We start from the raw sequence: 20294 nt of genomic DNA on the forward strand, positions 1-20294 counted from the left end.
GCTTGCCGCGGATAGAAACGGATCACTCATGCTCGACAACATGTCATCGTTCACGACTCTCGCCATACTGCTACCCGTTGTGCTGCTTCTTGTGGGGGTGCTGCTGGGTTACGGCATTATTCGAGCCGCCGTAGTCGGAGCACTGCGCGATCACCACAAGTGGCTCGAGCGTCGCGAGTCGAAGGTGAATTCGCAACCGCAGCCTGTTCAGCAGACTGACCTCCGGGACTTCCCTTACAACCACAACGTTTAGTGAGCCGGCGAAGCGGCCAGTAGCGGCATCCGCTCGAACCTCGCTATTAGGGCCTCGATCGAGTAACGTAGTCAAGTCGGCTCAAGACAGCGCGAAATCTCGCGTATGGGTTTGTAAGTCTTGCGGGCCGGTTTGCCAGTCCATCCAACTGGTGACAATCACACGAATGTATGTGACGGCCTCGGTCAAAGACTGCCCGGGTTCAGTAGTGCAGCGTACGAATGCTCAAGCTAATTAGAAGACAGCCAATCGGTTTCTAACCAATCGGTGTCTCGCTAACTAAATGGTGAGTGTTGGCGTGCGCGCGTGCTCCACGCACTAGATGTGTTCCATCTAAGAACAACCCGGAAAGAACTATGCCTAATTTCAATAAGCCTGCCACTGGTCGTGGCAACAAAAACTTCAACTCTGGAGCGCCCAAACGTGGCGGTTCACGCAGCGAAGGTCACCGCGGATTCCGTGCCGATGAGGGCGATGCCCCCAAGCGTCGCTGGAGCGCGGATGACCGTGCCGCTCGCACCGGAGACCGCAAGCCAGGCGGAGCCCGTGGCGGACGCGACGAGCGTCGCCCCGACTGGACTCCTCGCGAAAAGCCTGCCCGTGGTGGACGCCCCGAGGCCGGCGGCCGCGGAGATCGCCCCTCCTACGGTGACCGCCCGCAGCGCAACGAACGTGGCGCCTATGGTGACCGTCCCCAGCGCAGCAATGACCGTCCTTCCTATGGTGACCGCCCCGAGCGCGGCGGACGCCCTTCGTATGGCGACCGCAACGAGCGCCCGCAGCGCAGCAACGATCGCCCGTCTTACGGCGACCGTCCCGACCGTGGCGGCAACGCCGGTCGCAGCGAGCGTCCGTCGTACAACGATCGCAACTCGAGCGGTCGCAGCGAGCGTCCGTCGTACAACGATCGCAACTCGAGCGGTCGCAGCGAGCGTCCGTCGTACAACGATCGCAACTCGAGCGGTCGCAGCGAGCGTCCGTCGTACAACGATCGCAACTCGAGCGGTCGCAGCGAGCGTCCGTCGTACAACGATCGCAACTCGAGCGGCCGTAACGAGCGCCCCTCGTACAATGACCGCAATGCTGGAGGCCGTTCAGAGCGTCCCTCCTACGGTGACCGCCCCGACCGCGGTGGCCGTCCCTCCTACAACGATCGCACCGAGCGTCCGTCCTATAACGATCGCAACGCTGGCCGCACTGAGCGTCCCTCGTATGGTGACCGTGGCGCATCCGCTGGTCGCACCGAGCGCCCGTCGTACAACGACCGTGCTCAGCGCACCGAGCGCCCCGCGTACGGTGACCGTCCCGACCGCGGTTCACGCCCCGAGCGTTCCGAGCGTCCCGCCTACAACGAGCGCCCGCAGCGTTCAGAGCGTCCCTCGTATGGCGACCGCCCTGACCGTGGTTCGCGCCCGTCGTACAGCGACCGCAACGATCGCAATGACCGCCCGCAGCGTTCCGAGCCGCGCGAAAGCGCCTACTACCCGGCCCGCGATGGCAAGTCGTCGCACTCGCAGCAGGAAGACGTTGTACTTGAGCGTCTCGTAGCCAAGACCGTTACCGCCAGTGATGTTGAAGGCAAGTCCTTCATCGACCTCGGTATTGGATCGAACATTTCGCGTCAGCTCGCCTCCATGGGTGCAGAGTCGCCGTTCCCCATCCAGGCAGCAACCATCCCCGACGTTCTCGCCGGCAAGGATGTTCTCGGCCGCGGAAAGACTGGATCGGGCAAGACCATCGCTTTCGGTGCGCCTCTCGTTGAGCGCCTCATGGAAAACAATGGTGGCAAGGATCGTCAGATGGGCCGCAAGCCGCGCGCCCTCATCCTCGCTCCGACCCGTGAGCTTGCTCAGCAGATCGACCGCACCATTCAGCCCATCGCTCGCAGCGTTGGCCTGTTCACCACGACCATCGTGGGTGGCGTTCCTCAGTACAAGCAGGTTGCAGCCCTCACCCGTGGTGTCGATGTCATCATCGCGACCCCAGGCCGTGTTGAAGACCTCATCGAGCAGGGTCGTCTCGACCTCAGCCAGGTGAAGGTCACTGTTCTCGACGAAGCAGACCACATGTGCGACCTCGGGTTCCTCGAGCCTGTTCAGCGCATTCTGCGTGAGACCAGCGAGGGCGGCCAGAAGCTGCTGTTCTCGGCAACCCTCGATAAGGGTGTCGCCACTCTCGTCAAGGAATTCTTGGTTGACCCGGCCGTGCACGAGGTTGCTGGTGAAGACCAGGCTTCTTCCACGATCGACCACAAGGTTCTGCTCATCGAACAGCGCGACAAGCGTGCGATCATCAAGCAGCTTTCCGCCGGCACGGGCAAGACTCTCGTCTTCACCCGCACGCGTGCATTCGCTGAAGAGATGGCCGAATTCTTGAGCATGGGTGGCACCCCCGCCACGAGCCTTCACGGTGACCTCAACCAGTCGCGCCGTACCCGCAACCTGCAGATGCTCACGAGCGGCAAGGTCAACGTGCTCGTCGCGACCGACGTTGCAGCCCGCGGCATCCACGTGGATGACATCAGCCTCGTTATTCAGGCTGACGCTCCCGAGGAGTACAAGACGTACCTGCACCGCGCCGGCCGCACCGGTCGCGCAGGCAAGGCCGGAACCGTTGTCACGCTCATCCCGCGCAACCGTCGTCGCAAGATGGACGAACTCCTCGGCCGCGCCGAGATCGATGCAGAGTCGGTCGACGTAGCGCCTGGCGATTCGTTCGTCGACAAGCTGGCTGCGCTCTAACAAGCACCCCGCTCACTCGAGCATAAGAAAGCCCCGGATGCCCCACTCACGTGGTCGGCATCCGGGGCTTTCTGCATGCGCCCGCTGTGGTTGACGGGCGTGGCATCCCGTGGTTCTATGGAGCGCACGCGCTGTTGCGATTAAATCTCAAATAATAAGATTGTTGGGTAACCACAGATGTTTATTCGATCGCAACACACTTCTCGGATCGCGACCCCGGCGGGCGTTCTGCTCATCGCTGCCAGTTTTCTACTGTCGTCATGCTCGACCGGCCCAGTCGGGTTGGCGTCTTCAAGCATCGACATCGAGCCCTATGCACACGTGACCGCCACGCTCGACTTCGAGGCGGGCACCGTTGTTCTGCCGGTGGATGCCATTGACCGGGATGCGCCGCAGGTCGATGAACTCCGGCGTGAAGCGTCGCAGGTATTGACTGACGCGTGCCTCGCCGAGAGTGGGCTGCCTGGCTACAGCCGGTCAGAGACGGTGTCGATCGAAGAGGATCGGCTCTTTGGGCTGTGGAGCGTCCCGCTCGCTCAGGAGTACGGTTTCGAGATTGCGGCCCTCATCGACCAAGTGCCCCCGACTCCGACCGATGACGAGTTACGCTGCCTCGATGAATCCAAAGAAGAAATGAAAACACGCTTCAATCTGGATGACGGCTACTCGTTCGATGCGCAGGTCGCGGACGCTGCCTACGATGCCGCCTTCGCTTCGGAGCCAGGCCAAGCAGCGCTCGCTGTGGCCAAGGAGTGCATGGTTGGGCAGGGGCTAGAGTTCAGTGCCGACTCACCGATGCCTCAGTTCGACTACGAGTCGGATGGCGACAGCGCCGAGAACCGACGAATCGCCGTGATTCAGGCCACCTGCAATGTTGAGACCGGCGCGATCCAGACGCTGTACGACCTCACTGCTCGCTACCAGTCGGCACTCATGGATGCCAGCGAAGCCGAGGCCAAGGAAGCTGCTGAGGTTGTCGCGACGCGCATCGCTGGTTTTGAGGGTGTGATCGCAGCTCGCGAGTAGGCAACCTGTCGCCAGATCGGCGGCTTTAAGGTCGCTGAAGCTGGTCAACAATTGACCTTCCCACTGCGGAGTAATGTAGCGACTGAAACGGGCCACGCCGTTTCTCGCTACCAGAAGAGGTCTTCTGTGAATCCGCAGTCTGAGGGGGAAATCACTCCGGGGGCGATTTCTTCGCATCGTCGCGGGCTTCCCACTCATCGGGTGCCGCTGTGGTTGCGAATTGTTCTGACGGTGGCCGTTCTGGTTCCGGTGCTCTGGTTCTTTGTGATCCCGCAGTTCTCTGATGCCGAAGAATCATTTGAGGCGGTGAAGGATGTGTCGCCGTGGCTGATCGCCGGCGCTCTGCTTCTGCAAATCCTTTCGCTGGTGTCGTATAGCTCGTTGAGCGGCACTGTGCTCGGATGGGGAAAACTGCGGTTTCGCACCCTGCTCCGCATCGACCTATCGGACCTCGCCCTCAACCACACTCTGCCCGGGGGAGGCGCTACAGCGGCCGTCGCTAGGTTCCGTTTTCTGACGGCGGAGGGCATCCCGGCCAAACGCGCGCTCAGTGTTGCTGCAGTGCAGGTCGCGATCTCTAACGTGGCGCTCACGATGGTCTTCGGTGCGGGCATCGTTCTTGCTCTCGCGCAAATTCAGGGCGATACGAGCAACTATGTGCTCGCCGGTGTCGTCGTCGTAGTTCTGGTGGGTTCGCTGGTGGGCGGAGCGTGGCTCCTGATGGCCCGCACCGAGGGCGTGGCGCGGTTCGCCACGGTGCTCGAACACCGCTTCCCGTTCGTGGGCAATCGCCTCTCGGGGCTCGTGAGGTCCATCGCTGGCGATCTCCGCACCCTCGGCCATGACCGGCGCAGGCTCGTGTTGGCGGTGCTTTTTGCGCTCGGCAATTGGCTCTTTGACGCCGCTTCGCTGTGGGTGATGCTTGCTGCGTTCGGGCATCAGCTAGCTCTCGGCCCACTCCTGACCGTGTACGGAGTGGCGAGCATCATTGCGCTGCTGCCGCTGACTCCGGGCGGGATTGGTTTGGTCGAGGGAATCACGGTGCCCGCGCTGGTCGGGTTCGGGGTGCCACAGGCTGCCGCCCTGCTCGGAGTAATCGGATGGCGCGTGTTCGAGTACTGGCTACCCATCCCGGTGGGAGCTGGCGCCTACCTCTCGTTGCGCTTGAGCCGCCACCGTCGGGCCGCCCTCAAACACCGCGCTGCCAACAGCAAACCGCCCCGCACCGAGCACGACCGTAGCCTCAGGAACCCTTCATGACTGCAGCGTCAAACCAGAGCGTTTCCGATGGCAACGCGAGTGCCGCTGAGCCTGAGTCGGCATCCCCGTTTTGGGCTTCTGATGCGGAGAGCCTGCAAGCCAGTCTCGGCAGCAGTCCGGTTGGCTTGAGCTCAGAAGCAGCCGCCAGCATCCTCGAACGCGTAGGCCCCAACCGTCTCAACACTCGCGCCGAGGACTCAGTGTGGCGTCTGCTGGGCAGGCAATTCATTAGCCCCATCGAACTCATCCTGATTGCGGCGACCATCCTTTCTGGTGCTCTCGGCGACTGGACGGATGCGGCGATCATCTTGGTCATTCTGTTGTTGTCGGGCTTGCTCGGTTTCTCTCAGGAGCGCAACGCTGGTCGGGCAATGAATGTGCTGTTGGCCACCGTCGAGGTCTCCGCTGTGATCACACGAGATGGCACGAACGCGGATATCCCGGTCGGCGAGGTCGTGCCCGGAGACATTGCGATCGTCTCGGCTGGCGATCTCATCCCAGGCGATTGTCTTGTGCTGAGTTCGAATTCGTTGACCGTGGATGAATCCGCGTTGACGGGCGAAACGTTCCCATCCGAAAAAGTGCCGGGTATTGTTCCAGCCGGAACACCGCTGACGGGGCGCAGCAATGCGGCGTTCCTCGGCACCCACGTCTCCAGCGGCATGGGGACGCTGCTGGTGGTGCGCACGGGCGGCGCGACAGAGATCGCATCGATTTCCGACCGGCTCAATTCTCGGCCGCCGCAGAATGGGTTCGAACGTGGGATGACGTCGTTCGGCGTTCTGCTGACCAGACTGATGGTCGTTCTCGTCATCGTGATCTTCGCCATCAACCTCATCTTGCAGCGCCCGATCATTGACTCGGCGCTGTTCTCCCTCGCGCTCGCGGTCGGGCTGACGCCACAACTGTTGCCGGCGATTGTCAGCATCAGCCTTGCTCAGGGCGCGAAGATGATGGCGCGCACTCGAGTGATCGTGCGTCGTCTTGACGCTATTGAGGACTTCGGTTCGATGACGGTGTTGTGTTCAGACAAAACCGGAACGATGACCGCGGGCGAGATTGAGCTTGATAGCGCGATGGACCTCGAGGGTGCGACCAGTGTCTCCGTGGCGGATTTGGCCAGCCTCAACGCGGGACTGCAACTCGGGTGGAAGAACCCGATCGATGCTGCGATCGTCGCTGCGCATTCGGTTCCGGCGACGGCGATAGCGCTCGATGAGATTCCCTACGATTTTCTGCGCAAACGTCTCAGCGTGCTGGTGCGTCGCGGGCCAGCTGAGCAATCGATCCTGATTTCCAAGGGTGCACTCGATCCGATCCTCGGGGTTTGCACACACGCCGCAGTGGCGGCGGGCACGGTACCGATCGCAGAAGTGCTCGCGGGCATCCAGCAGCGCTTCGCCGAGTTAAGCGCCCAAGGCTTCCGGGTGTTGGGCATCGCGACTCGCCAATTCTCCGACCACGAAAAAGCCACGCCCGGCGATGAATCGGGGATGACCCTCGTTGGACTGCTGACGTTTGCGGATCCCGTGAAGCCGGATGCCGCAAGCACCTTGGCGGACTTGGGCGCCAGCGGGGTGTCGGTGCGGATGGTGACCGGAGACAACCGACTCGTGGCATCCCATGTTGCGCACCAGGTCGGGCTCGATGTCACGACCGTATTCACGGGGCACGATATCGATGCCCTTGATGATGCTGCGTTGGCCACCGCCGTTGTTCCGGTGAAGGTCTTTAGCGAGCTGAACCCGGTGCAGAAAGAGCGCATTGTGCGTGCGTTCCGGGCCGCGGGAGAGGTCGTCGGCTATCTCGGTGACGGCATCAATGATTCGCCGCCGCTGCACGCTGCCGATGTCGGCATCTCGGTGAACACTGCTGTTCCCGTTGCAAAACAGTCTGCGGCGATTGTGCTGCTCGACAAAGATCTGCGCGTGATTCTCGATGGGGTTCTTCAGGGGCGTCGCACGTTTGCGAACACCATGAAGTACATCTTCATGACCACGAGCGCCAATTTTGGCAACATGCTGAGCATGGCGATCGCGGCTCTCGTGTTGCCATTCCTGCCATTGCTGGCTGGCCAGATCTTGCTCATCAACTTGCTGACGGACTTACCGGCGACGTTCATCGCTACAGACTCTGTGGACAAGGCGCAATTGCGTCGACCGCAACGGTGGAACGTGAAGCTCATCCGCAACTACATGTTCGTCTTCGGAGCCCTCAGCTCGGTGTTCGATCTGGCAACGTTTGCGATTCTGCGGTGGGGCTTTGATGCTGAGGCGCCGGAGTTTCGCAGTGCCTGGTTCCTCGCTTCCATCCTCACCGAGGTTGGCGTGTTGTTTGTGCTCCGAACGCGCGGGCGGTTCTATCGCAGCAGGCCAAGTCGCTGGCTCGTGCTCTCCAGCATCGCTGTCGTGATCGTGGCAATCGCGATTCCTTACTCGCCAGTCGCGACGCTGCTGCAGCTGGTGCCCATCCCGTTTGAACTGCTGGTGTTGGTGATCCTCGTCGCTATCGCGTATGTCGTGACGACCGAATTAGTGAAGCGGATTTTCTGGCGTCGCTGAACGAATGACAGCGGCAGCCACTCGTAGAATCAACCTATGAGCCAGAAACGAACAGTCGCCGCGCGTGCAGGCGTGGCGGTAGGGCACGCGGCAAGTTCCGCTGCTCATGGAACGCGCGAGGCGATCCGCAAGAACCCCAAGGCAGACCGTGTCTATCGCACGACTGTCGGTGTCGTCGGCGGCACGACGGTCGCTCTTGGTGTGGTGTTGATCCCGTTGCCCGGGCCAGGTTCGCTCGTGGCCATTGGCGGGTTGGCTCTTCTCGGTACCGAATTTGAGATGGCAAAGAAAGCGAGCGGCAAAGCGAATGCCCTCGCCCGCAAGGCACTTGCCGCGGCCAACGAGAAGCGTCAACGGCGGGCGGCTGTGCGGGCTGCCGCCGATTCCGATACCGATTCCGATTCCGCTGCTGCTGTTGTTGGCGTCGGCGACCACGAAGTTTCCGGAGACTGAGCGCTCTCGTTCAGTGACCGTGGTGGTGTGCTCGCAGCACCGCAGCACCGCAGCACCGCAGCACCGCAGTACCGCAGTACCGCAGTACCGAAGCACCAGCGCTAATCGGCGCTTGGCTCGTTGGAGGCTCTGCCAGCGATGCTGTTCACAACAGCGGCGATTCTCGCCGGGAAGCTGCTGGGAACATTCTCGGGGAGAGCGTTCGTGGTGAACCACCGCACGTCTTCGCTTTCGTCGCTGGCCGCGAAGTCGACATCCGCGGCGGCGATCGCGACGAATCCCACATCCCAGTGGGCAGCACACGCGAAGCCGCCGTGTAACTCATGACGGTCGAGGTCGACGATCGCCTCGGAGCGCAGAGCGAGCTCGGCGATTCCGGACTCCTCGCGCGCTTCGCGCAGTGCGGCATCCGCGATCGAGGCGTCCTGTGGTTCGATGTGGCCGCCGAATTGCACCCAAAATTGTCCCTTGCGGTGAAAGCACAGCAGCACGCGCTCAAAGTCGGGGGAAAACACGAAGCAGGATGCGGTCACATGTTCTGGCCCGCCATCACGCGCGAGCGCATCCGAGCCACCCGCCCTGACAAAGGAGAGGTAAGACTCGCGGGCGGGTGAAGCGGGGAGTGCTGCAAGGCTGGTCAGGAAGTCGTCGACTATCACTCGGTCATTATCCGATACGTAGGTCTCGGTCCCGGTTTCGACCTCGGGGCGGCAACCGTGGGAGACCTCATGTGCACTCCTGCAGGGCAGTTGTGCAGAAACACGCGAACATAAGTGTGGCGGCCGTCGTAAAAGTGCAATAGGGTGTCGGCATGTCTGATAACCACAGCGAGCGTGCCCTGGAAGACGAGATTGTCACCGACTTTAGTAAGCGGATGTCGTACGGCTCGTATCTGGAACTCGACACGCTGCTGAGCGCGCAGACTCCGCAAAGCACTCCTGAGCATCACGATGAGATGTTGTTCATCATCCAGCATCAGACCACCGAACTGTGGCTCAAGCTCGTGATCCACGAACTCACCTCGGCCCGCGATCTCATCGCGAGCGACAACCTCTCTATTGCGCTCAAGCGCATTGCACGCGTCAAGCACATCCAGCGAACCCTCACCGAGCAGTGGTCGGTGCTCGCGACTCTCACGCCGAGTGAGTATTCGCAGTTCCGCGACTACTTGGGCAGCTCATCCGGATTCCAGTCCTACCAGTACCGTGCTGTCGAGTTTTTGCTCGGCAACAAGAACGCCGGCATGCTCAAAGTGTTCGAATCGCAGCCTGAAGCCCACGCCCTGCTCAGCAAGCTGCTCGCCGAGCCCAGCGTCTACGACGAGTTCTTGCGCTACCTCTCCCGCCACGGCTACGACATTCCCGACGCCGTGCTGGGCCGTGACGTGACTCGCGGTTACGAGCAAAACGACGAGCTTATCGACACCTTCCGCCACATTTACGACAACGAAAGCGAACACTGGCTCGCCTATGAAGCCTGCGAAGAGTTCGTCGACCTCGAAGACAACTTCCAACTGTGGCGCTTCCGTCACATGAAAACCGTCATGCGCATCATCGGTACGAAACGCGGCACGGGCGGCTCGAGCGGCGTCGGCTTTCTCCAGAAAGCGCTCGATCTCACCTTCTTCCCCGAACTCTTTGCCGTGCGCACCGAGATTGGCCGCTCGTGAGCGAACAACCAACCCCGCACGAGACTCCGGAGTCGGCGCTCGCCGTGGATTACGCCGTCGACGGCTACTGGCTGCGGGAATGGCACGGCCCCGCCACCGTTCGAGTGAGCCCCCACGGCATCCGAGTGATTGCGGATACCGCAAGCCCGACCGCACACCGTCTTCCGGGAGTGCTTCTTCCGGGCTTTCGCGACGCGCACGTTCACCTCGGATTGACTGAGCCGCGCGCTCTCATCGCTGGCGGCCTCGCCGCCGTCGACGACTTGGGTGGGCACCCTGAGCGTCTTCAGGAGTGGGCCGCCGACGATACGGTTCCGGAGCTGCACCATGCGGGAGCTTTTATCACCGCGCCTCACACGTACCCGGCGAACCGGGCCTGGGCGGCGACCCTCGCTGTCGCTGAAGTGCAGACCGGTGAGGAGGCGATGGCGGCCGTCGCGCAACAACTGGCCGCAGGGGCCACCTTCGTGAAAGTCGCGCTCAATGCTGAAGAGGGGCCCGTGATCGACGATGACACCTTGAGCGCCCTCGTCGAGTACGCCCACAGTCGGGGAACCGAAGTGGTCGTGCACGTGCAGGGAACTGGCCAAGCCCGGCGAGCATTCGCTGCCGGGGCCGACCGCCTGGCGCACACGCCGTGGACCGAGAAACTCAGCGATTCCCTGATCGAGGAGATGGCGCAGCCGAACTCCCGCTTTCTTGCTGGACGTCACTCGTGGATCAGCACCCTCGACATCCACGGTTATGGTCAGCGCGGCCGTGACTTCGCCACCGCCAGCGACAACCTGCAGCGCTTTCATGCCGCCGGCGGCATCATCCGCTATGGCACCGATCTGGGAAACGGCGACCTCCCGCCCGGCCTTAACCGCCGCGAACTGACCGCACTGCAGGATGCCGGCGTGCGCTACGACGCACTGCTGCGGGCGCTGTGCTTGCCCGGTTTCGGCAGCACCGTGAGCTACCTCCCCACCGTGCCGCGCGCGGATGCCGACCTCGCGTCGTGGCTCATGACCGCCACCGTGGTCACTGCGCGCGAGCTGCTTCACCCCAGTTTTGCGGAGGCCGCAGCCGCTGCGCACTCTGCTCGGAACAGCGACGATGTCGTCCCTGCCGCAACAACCCCCATCCCGACCACATGGAGGATCGACCTATGACCGAGATCACCGCATCAACCAGTGCGCACCCCGATGCTGGCGCACCCATCGACACGAGCGCCGCGGGTGCCGCGGCGCTCGATGCCGCTGACCCGCTGAAGCAGTACCCGGCCAAGTTCGTGCGATCAGCCGAAGTGCGGGCCTACCTCGACGGAAACTCGCTCGGGCGACCCACCATCGCGAGCGCAGCGCGGCTCGCCGAGTTCGTCGACGAGCAATGGGGCGGCCGTCTCATCCGTGGTTGGGATGAAGCGTGGTACGAACTCCCGCTAACGCTCGGCGACCGTCTCGGCGCTGCCACTCTCGGCGCTGCCCCCGGCCAGACCTTCATCGGCGACTCGACCACTGTCGTGCTCTACAAGCTGATTCGCGCGGGGCTGAGCGCGCGCCCCGAGCGCAGCGAGATCGTGATCGACACCGGCAACTTTCCGACCGATCGCTATCTGGTCGAGGGGATCGCCGCCGAGCTCGGCAAAACGCTGCGCTGGATCGATCCCGCGAGCGACGGGGGAGTCACCGCCGCCGAAGTAAAGGACGCGCTCAACGAGAACACGGCCCTTGTCGTGATCAGCCACGTCGCCTACCGCTCCGGCCACCTCGCCGATATGCCCGGCATCACCGCCCTCGCGCACGACGCAGGTGCGCTCGTGCTCTGGGATCTCTGTCACTCCGCCGGCGTCGTCGAAACCGAACTCGACGCGTGGGGTGTCGACCTTGCAGCCGGCTGCACGTATAAATACCTCAACGGAGGCCCGGGTTCCCCCGCCTTCGGCTACGTGCGCGCCGAGCACATCGAGGCCATGACCCAGCCGATCCAGGGGTGGATGGGCAGCAACAGCCCGTTCGAAATGGGCCCCGGCTACGCGCCGCACGACGGCATCCGTCGCTTCATCAGTGGCACGCCCTCGATCGTCGGCTCGCTCGCGATGCAAGACATGCTCGGGCTCATTGAAGAGGCGGGCATCCCCGCGATCCGTGCCAAGTCAATCGCCCTCACCGAGTACGCGCTCGCCCTCGTCGATGAACTGCTCGTGCCGCTCGGCGTCACCCTCAGCTCGCCCCGGGATGCCGCTGAACGAGGCAGCCACGTCACGATCGACCACGAGAGCTTCGCCGCTGTGAATGCCGAACTCTGGAAGCAGGGAATCATTCCTGACTTCCGTCGGCCCCACGGAATCCGTCTCGGGCTCTCGCCGCTCAGCACGACCTTCGCTGAAGTGCAGCTGGGCATCGAGGCCATTCACGAGCAGCTCACCAAGTAGCCGCCCATGATTCTGGATGACTTCGACTCCCGCCCCGGAAGTGCAACGGCCCTACTCCGAACCTTTGTGGGCTCACAGTTGCGTCAGCTGGGTGGCTGGATCTCGTCGGCGCATCTCGTGCGCATCATGGAGGCGCTGGGAGTATCGGCCAATGGCGCCCGCAGCGCCATCGCCCGCGTTAAATCAAAGGGCCTTCTTGTGCCCGAAATGGTCGACGGCCAGCAGGGCTACCGAGTGAACGCGGATGCCGTGCCGATGCTCGAGAGCGGCGATCGCCGCGTCTTTAGCTTTCGGCAGCAACGCGAAGATGATCCGTGGTGTCTGATCTCGTTCTCGATACCGGAGTCACGCCGCGACGAACGCCACCAGCTTCGTCGCAGACTCGGTTGGATCGGGTGTGGCACCGTCGCCACCGGCCTCTGGATTTGCCCGGCCCACCTCAAGCCAGAAGTGTTGCGCATTCTGGAAAACCTCGAACTGAGCGAGTGCGCGACGCTGTTTATTGCGGGCCGGCCCGAGACGACTCAGTCGTTTGCGGATGCCGTAGCCCAGTGGTGGGACCTCGATCGTTTGCGTGAATTGCACGACAGTTTTCTCGCCCAGCACTCCGCTCTGGTGGGTCCGGCGTCGACCGATGCCGAGGCGTTCGCGTGCTACATCCATGCTCTCGATCAGTGGCGTGTGATCCCGTACGTCGATCCGGGGCTGCCGGATTCGGCGCTGCCGGAGGATTGGCCGGGGCGAGCAAGCATCGATCTCTTCGGTCGCCTTTCGCGCACTTTGGCGGCGCGGGCGCACGCTTTTGCGCGTAATAGCGCTCACTGACGACGGCGTCGGCGTGTGCTCCGTGCGAGCAAACCCCCGAAGTGTTGGTGCGCGCATTTCGCACAAGAACAACGGGTTACGCGCACATGAGCATTTCGTTTAAAACCTTGGAATGAGCTGTGGGCGGGGCTATCGTCTCAGATACCCCTGTTATGGGGTAGACCGTAGATTTCACAATTCATAAGGGGACTGCCCGCTATGTATCCACGAAGCAGCAGGCCAACGCGGCTGACGATCGGGGCTCTTGCCACGTCGTGCGCCATCGCGTTGACCGCGATCACCGCTCCGGCCGCCCTAGCCGCCGAAGCAACAGCAACTATTGCCGACGTTCAAGGCACTTCAGCCGCGAGCACCATGGTCGGCGACACCGTCACCGTCGAGGGTGTTGTCACCGCTGACTACCGGGGAGCTTCTGGTTACCGCGGCATCGTCATCCAGACTCCCGGATCGGGTGGCGAGATCGATGCCACACCAGGCGCCTCCGATGGAATCTTCGTCTACCTCGGCAGCGCGAACCCCGCCGTTTCTCTCGGCGACAAGGTCACCGCGACCGGCGCCGTCGATGAGTACTACGGTCTGACCCAGCTTGGTTCCGTCTCGGCCGTCGAGCTGGTCACCGCCGCCGCCGACCTCGACCCGGCAGACGCCGTGCAGGCCTCCGCTCTCGATGCCAGCGTTGTTGGCGCCGACCGCGAATCCCTCGAGTCGATGCTCGTCACCCCCACCGGCGACTACCTCGTCAGCTCGAGCCACCAGCTCTACAATTTCGGTACCCTCTGGCTCAGCCCAGAAGAGCTCGCCGTCAAGAGCACCGAGACTACGGATGCCGGAGCCGACGCCGACGCGATCGCCGCCGCTAACCGTGCCAGCCGCATCTTCCTCGATGATGGCTACAGCATCCAGATCTCCAATGGTTCTCACCCCGGTGAGCAGCCCTACTTCTCGGCCGACACCGTTGTGCGCAACGGCGACACCGTCGAGTTTCCGGCCAACCCCTACGTTCTGAGCTATGGGTTCGACGACTGGCGTTTGCAGCCGACCATCGCGATCAACGACGCGAGCCCGGCGGAATACCTGCCCACGTTCGAGTCCACGAACCCGCGTGAAGAGTCGGCTCCCGTTGTGGGTGGAGACTTCAAGGTTTCGGCCTTCAACGTCTACAACTACTTCACCACACTGACGAGTGAAGACTCGGACGCCCGCGGCGCAGACACCGCTGAAGAGTTCGCGATCCAGCAGTCGAAGATCGTCGCCGCCATTAACTCGCTCGATGCGGATGTTGTTGGTCTCATGGAGATCGAGAACTCCATCAAGTTGGGTGGCGACCTCGACGAAGCGCTCATGGATCTCGTCGGTGCGCTCAACGCTGCTGCCGGAGCCGGAACGTGGGACTACGTTCGCACGCCCGCAGCGCTTGATGATGCCGCTATCACCGACTTCATCACGAACGCGATCATCTTCAAGCCGGCCGCTGTTACGCCAGTAGGCGACAGCTTCACGCAGGTTGACGAGACCGTCTGGGACATCGCGCGCGAGCCGATCGCTCAAACCTTCGAGTCCAACGGTGAACTGATCACCGTTGTCGCTAACCACTTCAAGTCAAAGGGTGGATCGGGAACCGAGCCGACCGACGGTCAGGGCTTCTTCAACACGGAGCGTGTGGAGCAGGCCAATGCCGTCAAGGACCTCGTTGACTCGATCTCAGCTGATGAAGCCAAGAGCGACCAGGTTGTGCTCGTTGGTGACTTCAATGCCTACTCCGAGGAAGACCCCATTCAGGTCTTCACCGAGGCCGGCTTCGTTGACACTCTCGCCGCCGAAGGCGACAACGAGTACACCTACACCTTCGATGGTGAACTCGGATCGCTCGACCACATCATCGTCTCGCCGTCGCTTGCTGAGCACGTGACCGATGCTGCCGTCTGGAACATCAATTCGCCTGAGTGGTCTGACCGCGGTTACGCTTACGCGGCAGCCGAGGCTGGCACGGTGTTCCGTTCGAGTGACCACGACCCGATCAGCATTGGCCTCAGCACTGAGGCAGCGCCGGTCGAGATCGAGATTCTCACCACGAACGACTTCCACGGTCGTATCGAAGCGGGCAGCGGAATCCCAGGCGCAGCGATGCTCGCGGGCATGGTTCGCTCGTGGGAGTCGCAGAACCCCAACACCACGTTTGTCGGTGCCGGTGACTTCCTTGGAGCCACGACGTTCACCTCGTTCATCCAGAACGACCAGCCCACGATCGATGTGCTCAACGAAATCGGGCTCGACACGAGCTCGTTCGGTAACCACGAGTTCGACCAGGGCCGTGCCGATGTCGACGACCGCATCTTGGATGCCGCCGACTGGCCGTACCTGGCAGCGAACCTCTACGACCGGGACACCAACGCTCCCGCGTACGACGAGTACTTCCTGCAGGACTTCGAGGGTGTCAACGTTGGCTTCATCGGTGCTATCACCGAAGACCTCAACGAATTGGTCAGCCCCGAGGGAATCGCATCGCTCGAAGTTCGTGGAGTGGTCGAAGAAGTGAACCGCGTTGCGGACTACCTCACTGACGGAGACGACGCCAACGGCGAAGCAGACGTTCTCGTTCTCCTCATCCACGAGGGTGCGGCATCCACCGACATCGCTAGCTCGATGGACGACTCAGCGTTTGGCCAGATCGTCACCGACGTGAGCCCGAAGATTCAGGCAATTGTCTCGGGCCACACCCACCTGGCCTACGACCACGAGATCGCGGTCGACGGCATGGATGACCCGCGCTTGGTGATTTCTGCCGGCCAGTACGGTTCGTACTACGGTCACTTTGACCTCACCGTCGACCCGGCAACGAAGGAGATTATTGACTTCGAGGCTGAGGTTCTGCCAATTGAGGGCTTCGAGCCGGATGCTGCAGTGCAGGCAATTGTCGACGACGCTACGGCCGCGGCCGCTGAGCTCGGCAACGCTACCGTCGGAGAGATCTCCGAGAGCATGTACCGTGCGGTGCAGACTCCCACGGCGGCAGCGCCGTTCCCCGAGAACCGCGGTGGAGAATCGACCCTCGGCAACTTCGTGGCGGATGTTCAGCTCTGGGCAGTATCTGATTCAGGTGCAGAGATCGCATTCATGAACCCCGGTGGTTTGCGTACCGACTTGGTTTACGAAGCATCGGGTGCTGGCGACGCCGACGGCGAAGTCACCTACCGTGAGGCTGCGAACGTGCAGCCATTCGGTAACACCCTCACGACGATGTCGTTGACCGGTGCTCAGATCAAGTCAGTGCTCGAAGAGCAGTGGCAGCCTGAGGGTGCCCAGCGTCCGTTCCTCAAGCTCGGCGTTTCGGAAGGGTTGACGTACTCGTACGACCCCACCGCTGCCCAAGGCGAGCGAGTGACCGCGATGTACCTCAATGGCACTTCGGTCGATCTCGCGGCCAGCTACACGGTGGTTGCTAACTCCTTCCTCGCGGCCGGTGGCGACAACTTCGCTACTCTCGCCGAGGGAACCGACCGTGCCGATAGTGGCCGCGTCGACCTGCAGTCCATGGTCGAGTGGTTCGAAGAGAACACGATCGCTGACCCGCCGCTAGAACAGCGCGCCATTGGGGCTGTTGTTTCGGCTCCGGATGCTGACGGCTACAACCCCGGGGACGACGTCACGCTCGACCTCTCGTCGCTCACCTTCAGCCGCGGCGGCTCAGACGCCACCACGGTCGAGGTTTCGGTTGATGGAGACGTGCTCGGTTCGGCAACGATCGACCGCACCATCGTCGACACCACGGATGAGCAGGGTCGCGCTAGCGTGACCGTCACGATCCCCGCTGGCGTACCTTCGGGCACGCTCGCGCTGACCGTCACGGTTCCGGGAACGGATACCGCTGTTGTGGTTCCGATCGAGGTCGCGACCACTGCTGAGGTCATCGAGAACACGAAGGCCCCGGGCATCCGCGGCAACGTGCAGGTGGGCAAGACAGTCAAGGCCACCAACGGCAACTGGAGCGTGAAGTCGCCCGACTACAGCTACCAGTGGCTGCGGGACGGTGCGCCGATCGCTGATGCGACCGATAGCCGCTACCGCATCACGACCGACGACATCGGAACCGAGCTGAGCGTGCAAGTCACGGCCAGCAAGGACGGTTACTCGGATGGTGTTGCTGAATCGGACGCACAATCGGTGGAGAAGATCTCCTCGAGTGTTCGCTCGAGCCTCTCCTCCTGGTTCGTGTGGGGCAACCGCTCCGTCACGGCGGATGCCAGCGTCTCGGTCGGCAAGGATGGCACGACCGCGGGCGAGGTGACCTTCTATGACGGTCGCACCGCTGTCGGCACGAGCACGGTGGACAAGCGCGGAAATGCCTCGCTGACGCTGCCGAAGCTCAGCCGTGGCATCCACTGGATCTCGGCCGAGTACTCCGGTAATGACCTCGTGGAGTCCAGCACAAGTTGGCCGCGACTGGTGTTCGTCTTCTAGGCGAATATCGGTAGCTAACCGAAGAACGCGAAGAGGGCCCCGCACAGCGCGGGGCCCTCTTTCGTTTGAGTCCTGCGGCTACACGATCACGGAGTAAACCCGCGCGATGCTGCGGGGGCGCAAGCTCTGAGCATTGGCTAGAGAAGCGACCGGAGGTGATCTGCGCCAGGACGATTCGGGCAGAGCGAGAGAAAAGCGCGTACGTCCGTCTTCTGGTTCGGGGCGAGGGCGGTGAGATGGAGGTAGCCATTGTCTGTGATTGCGCACTGGGCATAGAGGGCACCAACCTGGTCGATTCCACTCGACAGCACTGGTCCGGCGATCTCGGCAGCATCGAGTTGCGCTTGCGTGTACACCGTGCCGTGTTTGATCTCCATACACGAGACGACGGCGGGGCGGTATTCCCACACTTCTTCGAAGCTCGTGAACTCCATGGGAAGTTCTGTGCGAATCCCGGATGATTCATCTTCTACATAGCAGCGGTAGCTGAAGCTAACTTCCTCGTCCGCCGCGTCGGAAGGGGACGGAGTGGCACTACTCGACGGTGATGCTTCCGCGGTGGCGGCAGCGGTCGACTGCTCGGCAGAAGGTGGGGAGTCAGTCGCGCATCCACCAACGGTAAAGAGCAGGGCGGTCATGGCGATAGCGGTAGTGGGGCGCATTTCTCAATTATAGCGAGATTCATTCACGTATAGGTGCGGTGTGGCGAGCAAACGGATTTCGTTGCCAGGAGCCTGATCGGTAGCTCTGCCGGAGTGCTCTGCGAGTGCTTTCACCTCATGCCTGTTACAGAATTATGCAGATCGATGAAATAAATTTGGCCTGCTGATTGCTACTAACTATGGTGAGCAAGCTCCCATCGATCTCCAACCTGCGAAGGAACCCCTGAATCATGGCTAGTCGTATCTATAAGAACATCACCGAACTCGTCGGTAACACCCCGTTGGTTCAGCTCAACTCCGTCACAGACGGTGCTGGCGCTACCGTGCTGGCAAAGCTCGAATTTCAGAACCCTTCGGCCAGTGTGAAGGACCGTATCGGTGTCGCAATTATTGATGCGGCCGAGAAAGCTGGCGCGTTGAAGCCTGGCGGAACCATCGTTGAGGGCACCAGTGGCAACACCGGTATCGCGCTCGCCATGGTTGGTGCCGCCCGCGGTTACCGCGTAGTGCTCACGATGCCCGAGAGCATGAGCAAGGAGCGCCGCATGCTGCTGCGCGCGTTCGGTGCAGAACTCGTGTTGACTCCCGCCGGCGAAGGTATGCGTGGCGCCGTTGAGAAGGCCGCTGAGATCGTGGCCAACACTGAGGGTGCAGTCGCCGCTCAGCAGTTCGCCAACGCTGCAAACCCGGCTATTCACCGTGCCACCACGGGCCCTGAGATCTGGAACGACACCGACGGTGCCGTCGACATCTTCGTTGCGGGAATCGGAACCGGCGGAACCATCACCGGTGCTGGTGGTTACCTCAAGGAACAGAACCCCGAGATCAAAGTTGTTGCGGTTGAGCCCGAAGAGTCGGCCATCCTCAATGGCGGAGCTCCCGGCCCCCACAAGATTCAGGGAATCGGCGCCAACTTCGTGCCCGAAATTCTCGACCGCGATGTTTATGACGAGGTACTCGACGTCAACATCACCCAGTCCGTCACGATGGCTCGTCGCCTTGCAGCCGAAGAGGGAATCCTCGCAGGCATCTCCTCGGGTGCGACCGTCTACGCCGCAATCGAGTTGGCCAAGCGCCCCGAGAACGCCGGCAAGACCATTGTTGTCATCATCGCGAGCTTTGGCGAGCGTTACCTGTCGACCCTTCTCTACGAAGACCTTGTCGACTAGGGGCTTGTCGACTAAGACCGAGTCACCTCAACTCAACGCCGCTAACCACCACTAACGACGGATCCCTCTATTGTTTGCTCGAACTCGTGAAGACATTGCTGCCGTGCGCGAACGCGACCCCGCAGCCCGTGGTGCCTTCGAGATTTGGCTGACCTATTCGGGGATGCACGCCGTGTGGGGTTACCGCTTGAGTCACTGGTTGTGGACTGCGCGGGCATTCTTTCTTGCCCGCGTAGTCTCCCAATTCGTTCGCTTCTTGACCGGCGTCGAGATTCATCCTGGCGCGCAGATCGGCCGCCGCGTCATCATCGATCACGGCTCCGGAGTCGTCATTGGTGAGACCGCCATTGTCGGCGATGACGTTTTGATCTATCACGGCGTCACGCTTGGCGGCACGAGCTCGCAGGGCGGCAAGCGCCACCCGACGCTCGGCAACGAGATTGTCGTGGGCGCCGGCGCTGCGATCCTCGGCGACATCACGATCGGCTCTGGCTCGGTCGTGGGCGCCGGTGCCGTAGTGGTGGCGGATGCTCCCGCTGATTCTCTTCTCGTTGGCGCTCCCGCCGTGGCGCGCCCCAAGGGCGGCACGAAAGCGCCCAAAGACGGCTTCAACTACATCGATCCCGCGATTTACATTTAGCCCCGTCGAGGCAGAAATGTCTCATTCGCGTTGCGGTAGACAGCTCTGTAGCGCAAGCGCTTGCACAAATCGTTGATCGTCGCCTAGCGTGAGTCATGAACACGCTCTCTTGAGCTGCACTGAGTGAGCGAGTTCAGAGCTGCAGTTGTTCCCCCGCATAC

At 62.1% G+C, this 20294-nt stretch carries 15 protein-coding genes; 13 read left to right on the forward strand and 2 right to left on the reverse strand.

Annotated features, from left to right (window positions below; all coding sequences use genetic code 11):
- Positions 1-28 precede the first annotated feature (28 nt).
- The 6 genes from I6E60_RS02705 to I6E60_RS02730 all read left to right on the forward strand — a co-directional run bounded on the left by I6E60_RS02705 (position 29) and on the right by I6E60_RS02730 (position 8294).
- Positions 29-253, forward strand: coding sequence for a hypothetical protein (locus I6E60_RS02705; RefSeq protein WP_197178755.1), 225 nt, complete (start codon positions 29-31; stop codon positions 251-253).
- Positions 254-609: 356 nt separating this feature from the next.
- Positions 610-2994 carry a DEAD/DEAH box helicase gene (locus I6E60_RS02710; protein ID WP_197178756.1) on the forward strand — a complete coding sequence of 795 codons (2385 nt, stop codon included), beginning with the start codon at positions 610-612 and terminating at the stop codon, positions 2992-2994.
- A 321-nt stretch (positions 2995-3315) separates the two neighbouring features.
- Entirely contained in the window at positions 3316-4020 is a 705-nt protein-coding gene (locus tag I6E60_RS02715; protein ID WP_197178757.1) for a hypothetical protein, read from the forward strand.
- 126 nt (positions 4021-4146) lie between these two features.
- Complete coding sequence (locus I6E60_RS02720) at positions 4147-5280, forward strand: YbhN family protein (protein ID WP_197178758.1); 1134 nt, start codon at positions 4147-4149, stop codon at positions 5278-5280.
- The gene (gene mgtA, locus I6E60_RS02725) at positions 5277-7841 is read left to right on the forward strand and encodes a magnesium-translocating P-type ATPase (RefSeq protein WP_197178759.1); all 2565 of its coding nucleotides are present in this window, start codon (positions 5277-5279) and stop codon (positions 7839-7841) included. Before I6E60_RS02720 ends, mgtA begins: the two co-directional genes overlap by 4 nt.
- A 36-nt stretch (positions 7842-7877) precedes the next feature.
- Positions 7878-8294 (forward strand): PGPGW domain-containing protein, encoded by a 417-nt coding sequence (locus tag I6E60_RS02730; protein ID WP_197178760.1) that lies wholly within the window; start codon positions 7878-7880, stop codon positions 8292-8294.
- Between the two features lie 101 nt (positions 8295-8395).
- Here I6E60_RS02730 and I6E60_RS02735 read toward each other — a convergent pair whose 3' ends face one another.
- Positions 8396-8953 (reverse strand): NUDIX hydrolase, encoded by a 558-nt coding sequence (locus tag I6E60_RS02735; protein ID WP_197122786.1) that lies wholly within the window; start codon positions 8951-8953, stop codon positions 8396-8398.
- A gap of 152 nt (positions 8954-9105) precedes the next feature.
- On the opposite strand from I6E60_RS02735, the gene kynA reads away from it, so the two are divergent.
- From kynA to I6E60_RS02760, 5 genes are all read left to right on the forward strand, one after another.
- Positions 9106-9963 carry a tryptophan 2,3-dioxygenase gene (kynA, locus tag I6E60_RS02740; protein WP_197122787.1) on the forward strand — a complete coding sequence of 286 codons (858 nt, stop codon included), beginning with the start codon at positions 9106-9108 and terminating at the stop codon, positions 9961-9963.
- The gene (locus tag I6E60_RS02745) at positions 9960-11117 is read left to right on the forward strand and encodes an amidohydrolase family protein (RefSeq protein WP_197178761.1); all 1158 of its coding nucleotides are present in this window, start codon (positions 9960-9962) and stop codon (positions 11115-11117) included. Before kynA ends, I6E60_RS02745 begins: the two co-directional genes overlap by 4 nt.
- The gene (locus I6E60_RS02750) at positions 11114-12379 is read left to right on the forward strand and encodes a kynureninase (protein WP_197178763.1); all 1266 of its coding nucleotides are present in this window, start codon (positions 11114-11116) and stop codon (positions 12377-12379) included. The genes I6E60_RS02745 and I6E60_RS02750 overlap by 4 nt, the downstream gene beginning before the upstream one ends.
- Before the next feature lie 6 nt (positions 12380-12385).
- Entirely contained in the window at positions 12386-13204 is an 819-nt protein-coding gene (locus tag I6E60_RS02755) for a PaaX family transcriptional regulator C-terminal domain-containing protein (protein WP_197178765.1), read from the forward strand.
- 198 nt (positions 13205-13402) lie between these two features.
- On the forward strand, positions 13403-17662 hold the full coding sequence (locus I6E60_RS02760; RefSeq protein ID WP_197178766.1) for an ExeM/NucH family extracellular endonuclease: 4260 nt from the start codon (positions 13403-13405) through the stop codon (positions 17660-17662).
- A 137-nt stretch (positions 17663-17799) separates the two neighbouring features.
- Here the strand turns inward: I6E60_RS02760 and I6E60_RS02765 are convergent, their stop codons facing one another.
- Complete coding sequence (locus tag I6E60_RS02765) at positions 17800-18324, reverse strand: hypothetical protein (protein WP_197178767.1); 525 nt, start codon at positions 18322-18324, stop codon at positions 17800-17802.
- A 230-nt stretch (positions 18325-18554) separates the two neighbouring features.
- On the opposite strand from I6E60_RS02765, the gene cysK reads away from it, so the two are divergent.
- Entirely contained in the window at positions 18555-19493 is a 939-nt protein-coding gene (gene cysK, locus I6E60_RS02770) for a cysteine synthase A (RefSeq protein ID WP_197122793.1), read from the forward strand.
- 70 nt (positions 19494-19563) lie between these two features.
- Positions 19564-20133, forward strand: coding sequence for a serine O-acetyltransferase (cysE, locus tag I6E60_RS02775; RefSeq protein WP_197122795.1), 570 nt, complete (start codon positions 19564-19566; stop codon positions 20131-20133).
- The last annotated feature ends 161 nt before the right edge of the window (positions 20134-20294 follow it).

It is taken from the genome of Salinibacterium sp. SWN167, from assembly GCF_015864665.1.
GTDB lineage: Bacteria > Actinomycetota > Actinomycetes > Actinomycetales > Microbacteriaceae > Rhodoglobus.